The 19150-nt window shown below is 67.9% G+C and carries 12 protein-coding genes and 1 pseudogene; all 13 read left to right on the top strand.

The window, feature by feature from the left end; genetic code table 11:
• Nucleotides 1-9: 9 nt before the first annotated feature.
• The 13 genes and pseudogenes from BSF38_RS27780 (at nt 10) to BSF38_RS27720 (ending at nt 19148) form a co-directional block, all read left to right on the top strand.
• A complete protein-coding gene (locus BSF38_RS27780; protein WP_237170649.1) occupies nt 10-1095 on the top strand; it encodes an AAA family ATPase in 1086 nt (361 codons plus the stop codon).
• Nucleotides 1052-1957 (top strand): DUF58 domain-containing protein, encoded by a 906-nt coding sequence (locus BSF38_RS27775; RefSeq protein ID WP_076350272.1) that lies wholly within the window; start codon nt 1052-1054, stop codon nt 1955-1957. Before BSF38_RS27780 ends, BSF38_RS27775 begins: the two co-directional genes overlap by 44 nt.
• A 40-nt stretch (nt 1958-1997) precedes the next feature.
• Nucleotides 1998-4208: a BatA domain-containing protein gene (locus BSF38_RS27770; protein ID WP_076350271.1), complete on the top strand. Its 2211-nt coding sequence runs from the start codon at nt 1998-2000 to the stop codon at nt 4206-4208.
• Nucleotides 4209-4220: 12 nt separating this feature from the next.
• Nucleotides 4221-6638 carry a VWA domain-containing protein gene (locus BSF38_RS27765; protein ID WP_076350270.1) on the top strand — a complete coding sequence of 806 codons (2418 nt, stop codon included), beginning with the start codon at nt 4221-4223 and terminating at the stop codon, nt 6636-6638.
• Between the two features lie 109 nt (nt 6639-6747).
• Nucleotides 6748-10692, top strand: coding sequence for a DUF4175 family protein (locus BSF38_RS27760; RefSeq protein WP_076350269.1), 3945 nt, complete (start codon nt 6748-6750; stop codon nt 10690-10692).
• A 3-nt stretch (nt 10693-10695) separates the two neighbouring features.
• Nucleotides 10696-11676, top strand: a complete 981-nt coding sequence (locus BSF38_RS27755; protein ID WP_076350268.1) for a hypothetical protein — start codon at nt 10696-10698, stop codon at nt 11674-11676.
• A 5-nt stretch (nt 11677-11681) separates the two neighbouring features.
• On the top strand, nt 11682-12809 hold the full coding sequence (locus tag BSF38_RS27750; RefSeq protein WP_145952361.1) for a prenyltransferase/squalene oxidase repeat-containing protein: 1128 nt from the start codon (nt 11682-11684) through the stop codon (nt 12807-12809).
• Between the two features lie 22 nt (nt 12810-12831).
• Entirely contained in the window at nt 12832-14088 is a 1257-nt protein-coding gene (locus tag BSF38_RS27745; protein WP_076350267.1) for an NPCBM/NEW2 domain-containing protein, read from the top strand.
• A 101-nt stretch (nt 14089-14189) separates the two neighbouring features.
• A complete protein-coding gene (locus BSF38_RS27740) occupies nt 14190-14975 on the top strand; it encodes a sensor histidine kinase (protein WP_076350266.1) in 786 nt (261 codons plus the stop codon).
• Nucleotides 14976-15000: 25 nt separating this feature from the next.
• A complete protein-coding gene (locus tag BSF38_RS27735; RefSeq protein WP_076350265.1) occupies nt 15001-15453 on the top strand; it encodes a hypothetical protein in 453 nt (150 codons plus the stop codon).
• 319 nt (nt 15454-15772) lie between these two features.
• Nucleotides 15773-16744: pseudogene (gene pdhA / locus BSF38_RS27730) on the top strand (pyruvate dehydrogenase (acetyl-transferring) E1 component subunit alpha); the annotation flags it as partial.
• Nucleotides 16636-17766 carry a pyruvate dehydrogenase complex E1 component subunit beta gene (locus BSF38_RS27725; protein ID WP_420819235.1) on the top strand — a complete coding sequence of 377 codons (1131 nt, stop codon included), beginning with the start codon at nt 16636-16638 and terminating at the stop codon, nt 17764-17766. The pseudogene pdhA and the gene BSF38_RS27725, both read left to right, overlap by 109 nt.
• A 77-nt stretch (nt 17767-17843) precedes the next feature.
• Nucleotides 17844-19148 carry a dihydrolipoamide acetyltransferase family protein gene (locus BSF38_RS27720; protein WP_076350262.1) on the top strand — a complete coding sequence of 435 codons (1305 nt, stop codon included), beginning with the start codon at nt 17844-17846 and terminating at the stop codon, nt 19146-19148.
• Nucleotides 19149-19150 lie beyond the last annotated feature (2 nt).

Raw genomic sequence — 19150 nt, 5'->3', positions numbered from 1 at the left:
GGACCGCGCGTGAGCGACTCGACCGTGACCCCGACCGAACCGCCGGCCGAAGACGACCTGGCGGCCGTCGCCCGCCTCAAGGACGCCTACGAGAAGCTTCGAGCCGAGATGGGCAAGGTCATCGTGGGCCAGAACGCCGTGCTGGAGGAGTTGCTGATCGCCGTCTTCGCACGCGGCCACTGCCTCCTGATCGGCGTCCCCGGGCTGGCGAAGACCCTGATGATCCACACCCTCGCCGACGCGCTGAACCTGAGCTACAACCGGATTCAGTTCACCCCCGACCTGATGCCCTCGGACATCACCGGCACCGAGGTGATCCAGGAGGACAAGGCGACCGGCGTCCGCCAGTTCAAGTTCCTCCGCGGCCCGATCTTCGCCAACATCGTGCTGGCCGACGAGATCAACCGGACGCCCCCGAAGACCCAGGCCGCGTTGCTCGAAGCCATGCAGGAGCGGCAGGTGACCGCCGGCGGCGAGCGGCACCGGCTCCCCGACCCGTTCTTCGTCCTGGCGACCCAGAACCCGATCGAGCAGGAGGGGACCTACCCGCTCCCCGAGGCGCAGCTCGACCGGTTCATGCTCAACGTCATGGTGGGCTATCCCAACGAGGCCGAGGAGCAGGACATCGTCCGGCTGACCACGACGACGCATCGGCCGGTCGTCTCGAAGGTGCTCTCGGGGAACGAGATCCTGGCGCTTCAGGAGATCGTCCGCAAGGTGCCCGTCGCCGATCATGTTGTCCGTTACGCCGTCCGACTGACCCGGGCGACGCGCCGCGACCTGGACGACGCGCCGACGTTCATCCGCGACTACGTGAGCTGGGGGGCGGGCCCTCGGGCCAGCCAGTACCTGATCCTCGCGGCCAAGGCGCGGGCCGTTCTGCACGGCAACTACCACGTGTCGATCGACGATGTCCGGAGCGTCGCCAATCCCGTGCTCCGGCACCGGATCATCACGAATTTCAACGCCGAGGCGGAAGGACTGAAGCCCGACGACGTCGTGGACCGTCTCGTCAAGACGATCCCCGTCGACGACCACGAGGCCGAGCAAAGTGGAAAACTACCAAAGCTATTTAGATCCGCGAACGCTGGCTAGCCTCGAAGGGCTCGACCTCCAGGCGCGGCTGCTCGTGGAAGGCTACGTGGCGGGCATGCACCCGAGCCCCTACCACGGCTTCTCCGTCGAGTTCGCCGAGCACCGCGAGTACGTGCCGGGCGACGACGTCCGCCACGTCGACTGGAAGGTCTGGTCCAAGACCGACAAGTTCTACCTGAAGCAGTACGAGGAGGAGACCAACCTCCTGCTCTACCTGCTCCTGGATACGAGCGAGTCGATGGCCTACGCCTCCGGCGACAACGTCTCGAAGTTCAAGTATGCGCAGTTCGTCGTCGCGGCGCTCGCCTACCTGATCTTGCAGCAGCAGGATTCGGTCGGTCTGGCGCTGTTCGACGACGCGGTGCGGCGGTACCTCAAGCCGGCCGGCCAGCCGTCGCACCTGAAGGAGTTGATCCACCTGCTCGACGTCACCCCCGCGCGGGAGAAGTCGGACCTGGGCCTGGTGCTGCACGACCTCTCCGAGCGGTTCAAGAAGCGCGGGGTGATCGCGATCTTCTCGGACCTGTTCGACGACGTGGAGAAGGTCCTCTCGGGGCTGAAGCACTTCCGCCACCGCCGCCACGAGGTGATCGTCTTCCACATCCTGGACCCGGCCGAGATCGACTTCCCGTTCCGCGACCCGACGTTGTTCAAGGGCATGGAGGGGCTCCCCGACGTGCTCGCCGACCCCTACGCCCTCCGCCGCGCGTACCAGGAGGAGATCGGGAGCTTTCTGGACGGCATCAAGAAGGGGTGCCGGCTGATCGACATCGACTACGTTCCGTTGCGCACCGACCAGAGCCTGGACGTGGCGCTCTCGGCCTACCTGGCGTCGCGGTCGGCCCGGAAACGCAAGCGCTAAGGCCGGCCGCCGTCGTCGGCCTTCTCGGGAATGGGAGCCCATGTTGCCGCTTTACCGATTGCACCTGGTCTGGGGTTTGGGATTCGCCAACGCGCCGCTCCTGTACGGGCTGGCGGCGGCGTCGGTGCCGATCCTGATCCACCTGCTCAACCGCCGCAAGCACCGCGAGCAGCGGTGGGCGGCGATGCGGTTCTTGATCGCGGCGATCCGCAAGAACCAGCGGCGGATTCGGATCGAGCAGTGGCTGCTGCTGGCGATCCGCTGCCTGCTGGTCCTCCTGGTCGTCTCGGCGATGGCCAAGCCGTTCCTCGAAAGCTTCGGCAGCGTGATCTCGGGACGGCGGACCCACCGCGTGCTGGTCCTGGATTCGTCGCTCAGCATGGGATACACCGCCTCCGGATCGAGCCGGTTCGACCAGGCCAAGACGGTCGCCTCGCAGCTCGTCAAGGACTCGCGCCGGGGCGACGCCGTGAGCGTCGTCCTGATGGGCGATCCGCCCCGGGTGGTAATCGGCGACCCTTCGCCCAACCTGGCCGAGGTCCAGAAGGAGATCCAGGAGCTGGTCCTGGGCCACGCCGGGACCGACCTCGACGCCACGTTCGAGGCCGTCGACCGCGTGCTCGACGTCTCCACAATCCCGCAGAAGGAGGTCGTCTTCCTGACCGACCTTCAGTCGACGAGCTGGCGGCCTCGCCCAAGCGACGGCAAGGAAGGGCTGGCGCGAATCGTCGCCAAGCTCGAAGCGCGGCGGCCCCGGTCGGTGGTGATCGACCTGGGACGCGCCGGCAGTGAGAACCGGGCGATCGTCGACCTTCAGGTCCAGTCGCCGGTCGTCACGCCGGCGACGACGGTGCTGGTCCGGGCCGTCGTTCACAACTTCGGCCCGTCCAAGGCCGAGGGCGTCCGCGTGCGGCTGACCGTCGACGGCCGGGTCGGCCCGGAGCAACTGGTCGACCTACCGGTCGGCGAGGACGTTCCAGTCGTCTTCAACCAGCAGTTTTCGAGCCCCGGCGACCACGTGGTCGAAGCGTCGATCGACGAGGACGCCCTGCCGCTCGACGACCACCGCCGCCTGGTCGTCCCCGTCCGCGAGTCGGTCAACGTCCTGCTGGTCGACGGCGATTTCAAGTCCGAGCCGTTCCAGGCCGAGACCGACTACCTGGCGCAGGCCCTCGCCCCCACGGAGGGCTCGCCCGGCGAGCCCAACATGATGCGGGTCGAGGTCGTCTCCGAATCGCAGCTCGCGCGCCGCGACCTGAAGGCGTTCGACGTCGTGGGCCTCTGCAACGTCGCCCAGTTCAGCCAGACGGAAGTCGACGCGCTGGAAGACTTCTTGAAGCAGGGGGGCGGGGTGATCGTCTTCAGCGGCGATCAGGTGATGCCCGACAACTACAACAGGCTGCTTTACGCCGACGGCAAGGGGCTGCTGCCGGCCGCCGTCGGAGCCCCGGTGGGGGACGCCGCGAAGAAAGAGTCGGCGTTCGGGTTCAACCCGCTGGGGTACCGCCACCCGCTGCTCGCCGAGTTCCGCAACCAGGCCGACCCGGTCGTCGCCGGCCTGACCCGGACGTTGACCTGGCGGTATCACAAGCTGACGCTTTCCAAGGACTCGACGGCTCAGGTCGCACTCGCGTTCGAGAACGGCGACCCGGCCCTGATCGAAGCGCCCCGGCATCGCGGCAAGGTCTTCCAGGCGGCGACCTCGGCCGACGCCGGCTGGACCAATTGGCCCGTGCACCACAGCTACCCGCCGATCATGCAGCGGATGATCCTGGAAGCCGCCGCCGGCCGGTCGGCCGAGCGCAACATCCGCGTCGGCCAGCCCTACGACCAGTCGTTCGACCCGTCGGCCGCGGGGGCCTCGGCCACGGTTCTGACGCCGCGAGGTCAATCGCTGCCGGCCAAGCTGAAGGCCGCCGGGGGCGTCAGCCAGCTTCACTTCGTGGAGACCGACGCGTCGGGTGCCTACGAGGTGAAGATCGGCCCGCCGCTGGCGACCGAGGTCGCGTTCGCCGCCAACCCTGACCCGGCCGAGAGCGACCTCGCGAAGCTCGAACGAGCCTCGCTGGCCGAGCGGCTGCCGGGCTGGAACTTCATCCATCTGACCAACTGGCGCGAGCTGGCGCAGAACGCCGCGTCGGTCGGCCGTCGGGGCGAGCTGCACCGTCCGCTGCTCTACGGCGTCTTACTCCTGCTCCTGGTCGAATCCATCACGGCCTGGAAGTTCGGTCACAACGATCCGTCTAGCTGAGGCTCGCCGCACTTGAGGGATACGATTCTCCAGTACCTGGCTGATCGATTGGGCGTCGAACCTCCCCGCGCCGGCGAGGCCATCGCGCCGCACGTCCGGTTCGACCAGCCGTGGTCGCAGTGGTCGCTGCTGGCCGTCGTGGCGGGGGGCGCCGCGCTGGTCGTCTGGCTCTATCGGCGCGACGGTCGGGCGCCGGCGTACTACAAGACGATCCTCGCCACGCTGCGGATCAGCCTGATCCTCCTGGCCGTCTTCATGCTCTCTGAGGCCGTCCTGTCGGTCGACCGCACGGGGCTCCCGTACATCACGATCATGGTCGACGATTCGGCCAGCGAGCGGATCGCCGACCAGTACGAAAAGCCCGAGGTCCAGGGCGAGCTCGCCGCGCTGGCGGGGACCGCCAAGGACGCCGCCGCCGCCGCCGAGACCTCGCGGCTGGCGATCGCCAAGGGGCTGATCCTCCGCGACGACGCCAAGCTCGTCCGCGAACTCCAGAAGCAGCACAAGGTGCGGCTCTACCTCGTCTCCAACTCGGCGCGGCTGGCGTCGGAAGTCGACCGCCCCGGGGACGTCGAGCCGGCCGTTCAGAAGCTGCGCGAGGTCGAGGCGTCGGGCGGCCAGACCCGCCTGGGCGACGGCCTCCGGCAAGTCCTCACCGAACTCCGAGGCGCGCCGCCGTCGGCCGTCGTGCTCCTGACCGACGGCCAGACCACCGAGGGCGAGCCCCTGTCGAAGGCCGCCGAGCTGGCCGCGCGCAAGGGGGTGCCGATCTATCTCGTCGGCCTGGGAAGCGTCGAGCCGGCGCGCGACCTGGAGCTGACCGAGCTGCTCGTCGACGACGTGGTGTTCGTCGACGACGCCGTCCGGTTCCAGGCCAAGCTGCTCGCCCGCGGCTTCCAGGGGCAGAAGATCACCGTCCGGCTCAAGGAGCGTGAGCCCGGCTCGACCGACCCCAAGGCCGACCGCGAGATCCAGACGATCGAGGTCGACGCCCCGGCCGACGGCCAATCCAAGCGCGTCGAGCTGGTCCATCACCCCAAGGTCACCGGCGAGCGGACGTTCTTCCTCGAAGTCGACCCGCGTCCCCGCGAGCTTCAGACCGAGAACAACCGGATCGAGCGCGCCGTCGTGGTCCGCAAGGAAAAGCTCAAGGTCCTGATGGTCGAGAGCGAGCCGCGGTACGAGTTCCGCTACCTCAAGAACTACCTCGAACGCGAGGAGACGATCGACCTGAATGTGGTCCTGCTGTCGTCCGACCCCGAGTACAGCGAGCAAGACCGTTCCGCCCTGCCGAGCTTTCCGGCCGCCAAGGAGGATCTGTTCGCCTACGACGTGGTGATCGTCGGCGACGCCGATTCGAGCTTCCTGAGCCAGTCGCAGATGCAGAACCTCTCCGAGTTCGTCACCGAGAAGGGGGGCGGCCTGCTGTTCATCGCGGGCGAGCTGTTCAACCCGCTGACGTACCGGGGGACGCCCCTGGAAGCCCTGCTGCCGATCGAGCTGGCCGAGGCCCGCAACCCCGCCGCCGTGGGGGCCGTCGCCCAGTTCCGTCCCGAGCTGACGCTCGAAGGTCGATCGAACCCGATCTTCCGGTTCGGCGAGAATGAGGCGCAGAGCGCGCAGATCTGGCAAGACCTGCCCGAGTCGTACTGGTATCTGGAAGCTCCTCGCAAGAAGCCCGGCGCGCTCGTGCTGGCCGAGCACGCCTCGGCGACGGGGAGCGACGGCAAGCTGCCGCTGATCCTCTACCAGTTCGCCGGCACCGGCCGGACGATGTTCCACGCCTTCGACGACACCTGGCGCTGGCGGTTCCGGTCGGGCGACCGCTACTTCGGGCGGTTCTGGGTCCAGACCATCCGGTTCCTGGCCCGCTCCAAGCTGGCGGGCCAACGCCAGGCCGAGATCCAGACCGACCGCCGGAGCTACGAGCGCGGCCAGCCGATCCAGATCCGGGTCCGATTCCCGAACCCCGGCGTGGCGCCCAGCAACGGCGAGGTGGTCGTCCAGATCGAGCGCAACGGCGCCGGCCCCCGCAAGCTCACGCTCAACCAGTCGCCGGGGACCCGCAACGTCTTCGAGGGCGCGCTCTCCCAGGCCGCCGAGGGGGAGTACCAGATCCGCCTGCTGCCGCCGCCGGTCCTGGAAGGTCCGATCCCGACCGCCTCGTTCCGCGTCGACGCGCCGGCCAGCGAGTTCGAACGCGTCCAGATGAACGAGCCCGAGCTGAAGCGGGTCGCCGAGGCGACGGGGGGCAAATATTACACGCCCCTGGCCGCCTCGACCCTCCTGAACGACCTGCCGAAGCCGTCAAAGGTCCCGCTCGACACCGACCCGCCGATCGCGCTCTGGAACACCTGGCCGCTGCTTGGGCTGTTTCTGACGATCCTGACGGCGGAATGGATTCTCCGAAAACGGGCTCGAATGGTATGATAGATGTAGGATGGAATCACCGTTCTCCGACCGCAATTCTCGCCGATCCCACTCGGCGTAGCGCCGTGACCAGCTCCGGGGCCTCCCCCGGCGCGACTCGGAGGGTCCCATGAGCCGGTCTCAACTGGAATCGCGAATCGCCTCCCTCCGCGGCCGGGTTCGACGGCTCTTGCTCGTCCACGGGCTGAGCTGGGTCCTCGCCGGCCTGCTGCCGCTGGTGATCGCGGCCTGCCTGGCGGACTGGGCGTTCCACCTCGACCCCCTCGTCCGGCTGTTCCTGCTCGCGGTGATCGCGGCCGTGACCTGCTGGCTGGGCTGGACGCGCGTCGTGCGCCCGCTGATCGTCCGGTTCGAGGATCTCGACATCGCAATGCGGATCGAGGAGCGCTGGCCGGGCCTCAACGACCGCCTGGCCAGCACGATCCAGTTCCTCCGGATGCCGGCCGGCGACGAGGACCGCTACGGCTCGGCGGCCCTCCGCGCGGCGACGGTCGAGCAGGCGATCAAGGAGGTCGAGTCGATCGATTTCCGCGAGGTGATCGAGGTCAAGCCGATCGTCCGCGCCGGGGCGGCGGCGGCCCTGGCCCTGGTGGTCGCGGGCCTGTCGGCGGCCGTCGAGCCGGAATCGACCCGGATCGCCCTGCGACGCCTCGTGATCCCGTTCGGAGGCGATCGCTGGCCGCAACGAACCCATCTGGCGGTCGACGACCAGGGGACCACCCGGAAGATCGCGCGCGGCGACGTCTTCAGCCTGGCCGTCGTCGTGCGGCCGGGCGACCGCATCCCCGACGTCGTGAAGGCCACCTATCGGTTCGCCGACGGCGAGGTGGTCGTCGAGCCGCTCCGGGCCCTCGAAGGGGGCGAGTTCCGGGGCCGGATCGAGACCGTCAACCAGCCGTTCGAGTTCTCGGTGGCCGGCGGCGACGACTCGACCTCGATCCGCGACGTGGCGGTCCGCGTCGTTCCGCCCCCCGCGCTCGGCCGGCTCACGCTCCGGCTCGTCTCGCCCCCGTACACCGGAGTCCCGGCGCAGACGCTGGCCGCGGGCCTGACCTCGTTCCGCGTGCTGGAAGGGACCCGGATCGAAATCGACGCCGCGGCCAACAAGCCGCTCGCCGCCGCCGAGCTGCGTCTGGGCGACGGCGCGGACGCGCGGCCGACGAAGCTCGACCCGAGCCAGACCCAGTTCCAGGCCGCGCTCGACGTCAAGAACGACATGAGCTTCTGGTTCAAGCTGACCGACTCCGAGGGGTTCCAGAACCGCGAGGCGGTGCGGTTCGACGTCAAGATGTTCAAGGACGACGCCCCGCGCGTGGTGATCGCCGAGCCCAAAACCGACCGCGACGTGCCGGCCGACGCCCAGATCCCGGTGAAGATCGAGGTCGACGACGACTACGGCATCCACTCGGCCCGGCTCATCTACAAGCTGGCCGCCGGCGATTCCGAGCCCCACGAGGCCGTCGCCGTCCCGCTCTGGTCGGCGCCGTCGGGCGCCGTCAACGGCACGAGCGCGGGCCCCGGCTCGGCGGGCGTCCCCGTCGCGTCGACGGCCACCCTGGTCAAGCACCAGGAGATCGACCACGACTGGGAACTCGCCCCGCTCAAGCTTGCCCCCGGCTCGATCATCACGTTCTACGCCGACGCCCGCGACTTCGACGCGATCCCCGGCCCGAACCTCGGCAAGAGCCGCGAGATCCGCCTGCGGATCGTCTCCAAGGAAGACGCCGCCCGCCAGTTCGACGAATCGCGCCGCGAACTGCGCGAGGAGATCGCGCGGACCCTCGCCATGCAGAAGCAGGCGATCACGCCCGTCGATGAAGCCCGACGGACCCTCGACAAGACCAACCGCCTGCCGAAATCACAGCGCGCCGACCTCGACAACGCCGGCCTGATCCAGCGCCAGGTGGGGGGACGGCTGAGCAACCGCGACGACGGCCTCGAACAGAAGATCCGCCGCTCGCTCGACGACCTCCGCAACTTCAAGATCGACAACGCCCCGGCCAAGGAACAGATGGAGCAGATGCTGGCGCAGCTCGAACAGGTCCGCGAACGCAACCTCGGTCCGGCCGAACAAAGCCTGACCCGCGCCAGCAAGGACCTCGAACAAACCGCCGGCGATTCCGACCAAACGAAGCCAATCGCGCAACCCGTCGATCAGGCCGGCCAGCCCAAGCCGAACGACGCAAAGCCCAGCGACGACAAGGCTTCCAAGACCGCCGAAACCAAGCCGGCCGCCTCGAAGTCGTCGCCGACGTCGAAAACCGCGTCGAACGAACCCAATCCCGGACAGCCCAAGGCGGGCGACCCGGCCTCGAAAACCGCGTCGAACGATCCCAATCCCGCGCAGGCCAAGGCGGGCGACGCGACCTCGAAAAATGCGTCGAACGAACCCAATCCCGGACAGACCAAGGCGGGCGACCCGGCGTCGAAAAATGCGTCGAACGAACCCAATTCCGAGCAGCCCAAGAACGGGGGCGCCGATCCGGCCAAGGCCGCCAAGGAATCGCTCGCCCAGGCCAAGACCAACCAGCAGGCGATCGCCGACGAGCTTCAAAAGATGCTCGACGGCCTGAGCGAGTTCGAGACCTACCGCGGCGTCGTCAAGGACGCGCAAGAGTTGCTCAAGAAGCAGGAAGAGGCCATCAAGCAGTCGGCCGACGCGGCGGCCAAGCCCGAGCTGGCCGGCAAGCCGTCGGACGGGCTGTCGCAGGAGCAGAAGGCCGAGCTGGGCAACCTGGCCTCGCGGCAGAACCAACTCGCCAAGGGCCTGCAAGACTTGCAGGAGCGGATGGACGAGATGGCCAAGCGGCTTGAGGAGTCCGACCCACTGGCCGCCGCAGCCCTGCGCGACGCCGCCGCCGAGAGCCGCCAGAAGGCGACCAACGCCAAGATGGGCGAGGCCGCCGACCGCCTCGAAAAGAACCAGATGGGCGAGGCCCGGGACAAGCAGGAAAAAGCCCGGCAAGAGCTGAAAGACCTGGTCGACTCGGTCCAGAACCGCCGCGAACGCGAACTCGCCCGGCTGGTCAAGGAGCTGAAAAAGGCCGAGTCCGAGCTGCGCGACCTCCGCGCCCGACAGGCCAAGAATCTCAAGGCCACCCGCGACGCCAAGAAGAATCCCAACGCCGGCGAGCGCAAGGAACAGCTCAAGAAACTCGCCAAAGAACAGGATCAGATCCAGCAGGAGTTGAAGCGACAGCTTCAAAAACTGGCGAAGCTGAACGCCGATGCGGCGGGCCGATCGGGCCAGCAAGCGGCCGGCAAGATGGGCAAGGCCCAGCAGAACCTCGACCAGGACGAAGGCGACGAGGCCGGCAAGCAAGAAGAAGACGCCCTCGCCGACCTCAACGACGCCCAGGACGAACTCGAACAGACCCGCAAGGACGCCGAGGAGCGGCTCGCCAACGAACAGCTCGCCCGCATGGGGGACCAGCTCAAGTCGCTGGCCGAGCGCCAGGGCAAGCTCGTCGGCGACGCCGAGGGCTACGACAAGCTCCGACGCGAGGCCGGCGACCTGACCCGCGCCCAGCGGGTCGGCGTCCGAAGCCTCGGCCAGATCCAGTCGGGCCTGAAGGACGAGACCGGCGAACTGGTTGAGCGGCTCGAAGGCGCCCCGGTCTTCGCCCTGACCCTGAAACGCGCCAAGGAGCGCATGGAGGCCTCGGCCGCCGGACTCGCGGCGATCAAAACCGATCAAGAAACCCTCGACGCCGCCCGCGCCGCGGCCCGCCGGTTCCAGCAACTCATCGACGCCATGAAGGCCGACGACGCCAAGAACGGCGGTCAAGGCGGGCAGGGGGGCGGAGGCGGGCAGGGAGGCGGCGGCCAGGGGGGCGGAGACGGCATCCCCGCCACGGCCCAGGTCAAGATGCTCAAGGCCCTCCAGGAAGAAATCAACGACCGCACCGAGGCCATCGACGAGCTGCGCCGGCGCCGCAAGGAATTGACCGCCGATCAGAAGCAGGAAGCCGAAAGCCTGGCGACCGACCAGGGGACCCTGGCCGACCTCGTCCGCGACATGACGCGCCCGAAACGCGACGATGGGGAGGATTGACCCATGATCTCGACGACGAATCGACGACGTGTCGCGGCCCTCGCGCTGATCGCCGCGTTTGGCTTCGGCCTCTCCGGGCCCGCGCGCGGCCAGGAACCGGCCAAGCCGCGGGATGAGGCCCTCGACTCCCTGATCGAGAAACTCGGCCAGGAACCGAAAGATCAACCCAAGGCCGACGCGGGCAAGGACGACCAGAACCGAGACAAGCCGGTGGTCGACGCCGAGAAACCAGCCAAGCCCAAGGCCGAAGCCGGCAAGCCCAAGGCGGGCGAGGGGGACGTCTCGTCCGAGGACAAGGCGGTCGATGACCTGCTCGAAAAGCTGGGCGCGACCAAAGACGAACCGACCGCCGAAGACCGCCCCAAACAGCCCGGCGGCGGCGAACAGCCCCCCGGCGAACCGGGCCAGGGGGGCGGCGGGAGTGGCAAGGACGACCGTCAGGCCCCCGGGCTGACCGGCGAGGACAAGCAGATCGACGAGCAGCTTGAGGAGCTTTCGGGCCGCAAGCGGAAGCGCAACCAATCGGATCGGCGACAGAGTGAAGCCTCCGGGCCGATGGGCAAGATCGTCAAGGAGATGCGCGACATCGAGGAGCGGCTGGGCAAGCCCGACACCGGCGACGACACCCAGGGCAAGCAGAAAGAGATCGTCAAGCAGCTCGAAACGCTCATCGAGCAGATCCGCCAGTCCAGCTCGCAGGCCGGCAAGGGGATGAAGGAGGTCCGTCAGGCGGGAAACAAGCCCGGCGACCAGCCGGGCGACCAGCCGGGGAAGAACGCCGCCGGCGCGCCGCTCTCGAAGCCGGCCAAGCCTACCGACAAACACGTGCTGGCCGGCGGCAAGGACGCCTGGGGCCACCTTCCTCCCGAGCTTCGGCAAGAGATCGACAACCTCTTCAAGGAAGACTCTCTGCCGTCGCGCGAGGAGCTGATCCGTCGCTATTACCTGTCGGTTTCTCGGAAGAAACTCGTACGCGGGGAGTGACGTCCATGGATCGCCGAATCGTCGGTCTCGCGGCCTCGCTGATCGCCTGCCTCGCACCAGTCCTGGAACCGGCGTTGCGCGCGCAGCAGGCCAAAACCAAGGAAGCGCCCGCCCAGGAGGCTCAGGCCAAGGAGAAGCCGAAGTCCGTCGGCGCGTTCGGCGAGGCCACGCGCGGCGACGTTCCCGACGGCACGCGCGAGGTCCTCGGCCCGGACGCCGACCGGTCGATCCAGAACGGCCTGGCCTGGCTGGCGAAGTCGCAGAACGCTGACGGCTCGTTCGGCAGCGGCACGTATCGCGGCAACATCGCGGTCACGAGCCTTTCCGGCCTGGCCTTCATGGCCGCCGGGTCGTCGCCGGGTCGCGGCCCCTACGGCGCGCAGATCGACAAGGCCCTGGTGTACGTGATGGACAACACGTCCCCCTCCGGCTTCATCTCCGTCGCCGGCGCCTCGACGCACGGGCCGATGTACTCGCACGGCTTCGGCACCCTCTTTCTGGCCGAGGCCTACGGCATGACCCATCGGGCCGAGGTGCGCGAGAAACTCCAGAAGGCCGTCCACCTGATCATCGACACCCAGAACGACGAGGGGGGCTGGCGGTACCAGCCGATCCGCCGCGACGCCGACCTCTCGGTCACCATCTGCGAGATCAACGCCCTTCGCGCCGCGCGGAACGCCGGGCTCTACATTCCCAAGCAGACGGTCGAAGCCTGCATCCATTACGTTAAGCAGTCGCAGAACCCCGACGGCGGCTTCCGCTACATGCTTCAGGGAGGCACGAGCGCCTTCCCCAGGTCGGCGGCCGGCGTCGTGGCCCTCCAGAGCGCCGGCGAGTACGACAACAAGGAGGTCAAGGACGGCGTCGCGTACCTCAAGGGGTACATGCGCGAGATCAAGCTGGGCAACCGGTACAGCCATTATTTTTATGGCCACTATTACGCCGCCCAGGCGATGTGGATCCGCGGCGGTGACGACTGGAACGACTGGTTCCCGGCCATCCGCAACGAGCTGGTGCGCCGGCAGTCGGCCGCCGGCTACTGGACCGACAGCATTTGCAGCGAGTACGGCACGGCCATGGCCCTGATCATCCTCCAGATGCCCAACAACTTCCTGCCGATCTTTCAACGATGAAGAAAGGTGCTATAATACGTTGATGCACCGCCCCCGCCACCACTCGTCGTCGACGCGCACGAAGGGCCTCCGGCTGGTCGCCGTCGCCGCGGCCTTGACCGTCGGGATCGCGCTCACAGTGCGCGCGGGCGAGCCCCCGGCCGCCGTCGCCCCCGTGTTCGAGGTGCTTCAGGTCGACGGCCGGACCTCGTCCGGTCGAATCGCGGCGATCGCGCCCGATCGCGTCGCCGTCACTTCGGCCGACGGCCAGGTCCATCAGATCCCCCTGACCGCCCTGGTCAAGCTGTCGCGCGAGAACACGCGCGGGCGGGCCGCCGAAGGCGCGAACGTCGCCTTGCCCGACGGCGACCGGCTGATGAACGTGATCGTCGGCTCCGCGACCGACGCCGCCGTCGAGGTGCATTCCTACGCGCTCGGCAAGATGTCGGTGCCGCTCGACTCGGTGCTCGGCTTGATCCTAACCCCGCCGCTGGATGCGGAGGCCCTCGACCGCCTCTGGGAACGGGTTCGCACCCAACCGCGCACGAGCGAAGTCGTCTGGCTCGGCAACGGCGACCGGATCGCCGGGACGCTCCTGGGCGTCGACGACCGGCTCGTCAGGCTCCAGGTCCAGGGCAAGCCCATGGAGATCGATCGCGCGGGGATCACGGCGGTCGGCTTCGATCCGGCCCTGGTCTCGTATCCCCGCCCCACGACCTCCTATTTCGAAGCGACCCTGGTCGACGGCACCCGGCTGGGGATCGTCGACGTCAAGCTGGATAAGGGGAACGTGTCGGCCGTCACCCGGTTCGGCCGCGCCTTGCGGTTTCCGCTGGCCGACGTCGTTCGACTGGTCCCCCGGACCTCGGCGGTCGACTACCTCTCGGAACGGCCCGTCGACGGCCACAGCTACGTTCCGTACCTCGGCCCCGTCCGGCCCTTCCGCATCGACGCCACGGTCGAGGGACGGCCGTTCCAGCTCGGCGGGCGGACCTACGATCGCGGGCTCGGCGCCCAGAGCCGCACCCTGATCGCCTACAAGCTGAAGCCCGGCGACCGCCGGTTCCAGGCGCTCGTGGGGGTCGACGACCGGGCCGGGCCGCTGGGCAGCGTCGCGTTTCGCGTCATGGTCGACGGTCAGTCGCGGTTCACGACCCCTCCCATGACCGCCCGCGACGCCCCCCGACCGATCGACGTCGACGTCACCGGCGCGAAGCTGCTGATCTTGATCACCGAGTTCGGCGATCGAGGCGACGTCCGCGACTTCGCCGATTGGGTCGAAGCCCGGGTCGTCCGCTAACCTCACTCCACGCTCCAGCCTTCGCTCGGGGCCGGCTCCTCCACCGGCCGTCGTCCGCTCGCTCCAGGTTTCGTCGTGCGTCGTCGATCAAAGGGCTCGTCATGTTGGATTCGACCACCTGCGAACCGGAAAAGCTGGATGAACCCGATCCGTATCTGGTTCTGGGGCACCTGTCGTCGACCGTCGTTCATCACGTCATCAACTACTTCAGCTCGATCGTCAGCCAGGCCGAGATCCTCAAGACGCTGGCCGTCGCCGCGGGCGTCGAGCAGGCCGAAGCCGTGACCCGGACCGACGCCATCATCAAAGCCGCGCTCGACGGCTCGACCCTCGCCCGGGGCCTGGCCGAGTTCAGTCGAAGGGCCACCGCCTTCACCGTGGTCCCGGGCGAGGCCGACGACGACCTCGTCGACCTCAATCAGCTCGTGAGCGAGCGGATCGCCGACCAGAAGCGACGGTGCGGGTCGAACACCGAATGGATCGTCAACCTCGCCGCCGCGGCCAAGCTGCGCGGTGAGGCGTCCCATCTCCGGATCATGCTCGACCGCCTGCTCGAGAACGCGCGCGAGTCGTTGCCGGCCGAAGGAGGCGTCGTCACGGTCTCGACCCTCGTCGACCCCATGGAATGGCTGGTCCTGGAAATCCGCGACACCGGATCGGGGATGGAGGCCGAGGTTCTGGAGCACGCGCTCGAACCGTTCTTCAGCACCAAGACCGGCCACCAGGGCCTGGGCCTGGTCCTCGCCCGAGGCATCTGGCGACGGCATCGAGGCGCCTTCTCGATCGAGACCACGCCGGGCCACGGAACTTTGGTACGGCTCTCATGCCCCCCGTCGGGCCCTCGTCCCCCTCAGAACGTCCAACCGCGGCCGGTCGGCGCGAAGTGAAGACGACTCTCGATAGGAGGCCGCTATGCGACATGATCCCTCCCAAACTTGGATCGACCACGACCAGGTCCTCGCCGCTCGGTTGGAGCAGCATCCCGGTTCGTCCAGCATTGTCCTCGCGAACGACCTCGCCGCTGAGACCGGCCTCCCGTTGGGGACGGCTGCGGCAATCGTCGAAGATTATACTTTTCGCAAGGCCATCGACACCCGGGCGGCTGATTGGAAAGCCGTTCGGCCGGCGCTGATGCAATATCTGCGCGTCATGGGGGGACTGACGGCGTCCATCTGCGTGGGCCACCTCATGGCCCTCTTTCTGCTACCACCCATGCGCACGATCATTCGCACGGCGGGGTTCGTGCTCGGCACCGTGATAACCGTCACCACGCTCGTCCGACAAGCCGGCCGAGGGACCGAAGCAATGACGTCGCAGCTCGACGAAAGGTCCCAAAAAGCAGGGAATTCCCGTGTTTTCGCGTGAGTTCGAAGGTCCCCGGCCGCCGCGGTGATTCTGAATCTTGCCCAAGGTTCCTGGCGGTCGGTCTGGCCTTTTGTGTAAGATGCGGATATCAAACACAATCGGCGGACGGTGAACCTGGGCCACGGCCAGGTCGCGGCGATCAGACGGAAGGGCCGCGCGAACTGAAAGCCGCTTGCGACGAATCGCCGACTCCCTCAAGGCCAGGCGACGTCTCCCACGATGGTCGCCGGATCAATTGGTTGAGTTCCGAAACTCGCCGACCCCCGCCGTCGCCTCGCCGACAGCCCGACCAGCCCGTTCATTCAGGAGTTAGGTTGAAATGGCCCCAGTCCAAACGGAAGCAAAACCGGTCGTAAACAAGACCCAGGCCGTGGTATGGCTCCGCCAGATGATCCTGATCCGCCGGTTCGAGGAACGGGCGGAGATGCTCTACCAGAAGGGCAACAAGATCGGCGGGTTCTTCCACCAGTACAGCGGCCAGGAGCCGGTGGCGGTGGGGTCGATCGGAGTGCTTCGCGAAGACGATTACGTGATCACCGCCTACCGCGACCACGGCCACGCCCTGGCCCTGGGGATGACCGCCCGCGCCGGCATGGCCGAGTTGCTGGGCAAGGTCACGGGCTGCTCCCGAGGCAAGGGGGGCTCGATGCACTTCTTCGACGCCGAGAAGGGCATGATGGGGGGCCACGCCATCGTCGGCAGCCACATCCCCCTGGCGGCCGGCTTTGCCTACGCCAGCAAGTATCGGGGTGAAGATCGGGTCGCCATCTGCTACCTCGGCGACGGCGCCATCAACCAGGGCGGGGTGCATGAGGCGCTGAACATGGCGGCGCTCTGGAAACTGCCGCTCATCTGCGTCGTCGAGAACAACATGTACGCGATGGGGACGTCGCTGGCCCGGTCGAGCGCGACGCTCGACCTGACGACGCGGTGCGCCACGCCTTACGGCATCCCCGGGTTCGCGATCAACGGCAACGACATCGAGCTGATGGCCCAGACGACCCGCGAGGCCGCCAACCGCGCCCGGGCCGGGGAAGGGCCGACCTTCATCGAGGCCCAGACCTACCGCTACAAGGGGCACTCGATCAGCGACCCCGGCAAGTACCGGCTCCACAACGAGCTGGAAAACCACATGAAGAACGACCCGATCATCATCTATCAAAACATCCTCAAGGATCGCGGTTGGATCGACGACGCGGCGATCGAGAAGATGCGCGCGGACGTCAAGGCGGAGATCGAGGAGGCCATCGAGTTCGCCGAGCAGAGCGAGCAGCCCCCCCTCGAAGCGCTTTACGAAGACATCACCGTAGCCCCTTTTATTCCGCAGGAGTAATCATGGCGGTTTTTTCCTACCGGGAAGCGCTGAACCAGGCGATGACCGAGGAGATGGAGCGCGACGACCGCGTCTTCCTGATGGGCGAAGAGGTCGCCGAGTACGACGGCGCCTACAAGGTCAGCCAGGGCATGCTCAAGCGGTTCGGCCCCCGGCGCGTGGTCGACACGCCGATCTCCGAGGAAGGCTTCGCGGGCATCGGCATCGGCGCGGCGATGGTCGGTCTGCGGCCGATCATCGAGTTCATGACCTTCAGCTTCAGCCTCGTGGCGATCGACCAGATCGTCAACAACGCCGCCAACATGCGGTACATGAGCGGCGGCCAGTTCGCGGTCCCCATCGTGTTCCGCGGCAGCTCCGGCATGGCCGGCAGCCTGGGCGCCACCCACTCGCACCGGCTGGAAGCCTGGTACGCCCAGGTCCCGGGCCTGACGGTCGTCATGCCCTCGACCCCCAGCGACGCCAAGGGGCTGCTCAAGACGGCCATCCGGTCCGACGATCCGGTCGTCTTCATCGAGCATGAAGTGCTCTACCACGAGAAGGGGGAGATCCCCGACGGCGACCACCTGGTCCCCTTCGGCAAGGCCGACGTCAAGCGGCCGGGCAAGGACGTGACCCTCATCACCTACTCGCGGTCGCTCAAGGCCACGCTCGCCGCCGCCGAACAACTCGCCGCCGAAGAGATCGACGCCGAGGTGATCGACCTGCGGAGCATCCGGCCGCTCGACCTCGACACGCTCCTGAAGTCGGTCGTCAAGACCCACCGCGCCGTCATCATCGAAGAAGACTGGCCGTACTGCGGCCTCGGCGCCGGGATCTCCGACCGGATCACGCGGCGCGTCTTCGACGAGCTCGACGCCCCGATCCTCCGCGTCGCCAGCAAGGACGCGCCGGCCCCCTACAACAAGCAGCTCGAAAACTCGATGCTGCCGTCCGTGCCGCGGATCGTCGAGGCCGTGCACGACGTGCTGTACCGTTGAAACCGAGATGAATTGAACAACCACGAATCCCTCGATAGATCGCGGCGGCCCTCGCACGGGCCCCGAGGAGCAGACTCGTGCCGATCGAAGTGACCATGCCCAAGCTCAGCCCCACCATGGAGAGCGGGGTCATCACCCAGTGGCTCGTGAAGGTGGGCGACACGATCCACGAAGGGGACGTGCTGGCCGACATCGAGACCGACAAGGCCACGATGCAGATGAAGTCGTACGAGGACGGCGTGATCGCGCACATCGATCACGCGGCCGGCGACGAGGTGGCCCTCGGCCAGCGGGTCATGGTCCTGGCCAAGAAGGGGGAGGACCCGAAAACGGTCGCCGCCGGCCTCGCCCAGGGAGGAAGCGGCAAGGCGGCCGTGGCCAAGCCCGCCTCGGACGACCACAAGCCCGAGGCCGGAACCGCGACCAGCCCCACCTCGGACAATGGCAAGCAGGCCGACGCGCCGGGCGGCCGACTCCGGTCGAGCCCCTTGGCCCGGAAGATCGCCGCCGAGGCGAAGGTCGACCTCGGACGCGTCGCCGGCAGTGGACCGGGCGGCCGGATCGTCCGCAAAGACGTCGACGACTTCGTCGCCGGCAAGGGCGGGGCCGCGCCGTCGAAGGCCGCCGCCGTCGCCGTCGCCGAGCCACGCGCCAAAACGCTCGCCCCGGCCGCGCGGATCTCGACCGCGCCGCTCGCCGACGAGCGGATTCCCAACTCGCGGATGCGCAAGACCATCGCCCAGCGGATGCTTCAGTCGAAGCAGTCCGCCCCCGAGATCCACGTCACCGTGGACGTCCGGGTCGACAAGCTGCTGGCGATCCGCGAGACCCTGAACAAGGAGCTGGCCGCCGAGAAGGTCAAGCTCTCTGTCGGCGACTTCGTGACCAAGGCCGTCGCCATGGCCCTCCGCCGCCATCCCGCGCTCAACGCCACGTTCGAGCCCGACGCGATCGTCCGCCACGGCGCGATCAACATCGGGATCGCCGTCTCGCTGGAAGAGGGCCTGATCGTCCCGGTCCTCCACCGCGCCGACGAGCTGGGCCTGATCGACATCCGTCGCGGCAGCGAGGCCCTGGCCTCGGCGGCTCGGGGCGGCGGTCTGTCGGGCGAACAGCTCTCGGGCGGCACGTTCACGATCAGCAACATGGGGATGTACGGCGTCCGCCAGTTCGACGCCATCATCAACCTGCCCGAGGTCGCCATCCTCGCCGTCGCCGCCGCCGAGAAGCGGCCGGTCGTCGAGGGGGACGCGATCGTCGTGGGCACCGTGATGACCCTCACCCTGAGCGCCGACCACCGGGCCGTCGACGGCGCCGCCGCCGCCGACTTCGTCCGCACGCTCAAGAACTTGCTCGAAGAGCCGGCCCGGATGCTGCTCTGATA

This window comes from Paludisphaera borealis (assembly GCF_001956985.1).
Classification (GTDB): Bacteria; Planctomycetota; Planctomycetia; order Isosphaerales; family Isosphaeraceae; genus Paludisphaera; species Paludisphaera borealis.
The sequence above is the reverse complement of the archived record's forward strand: the minus strand, read 5'-3'. Positions and strand labels throughout refer to the sequence as shown.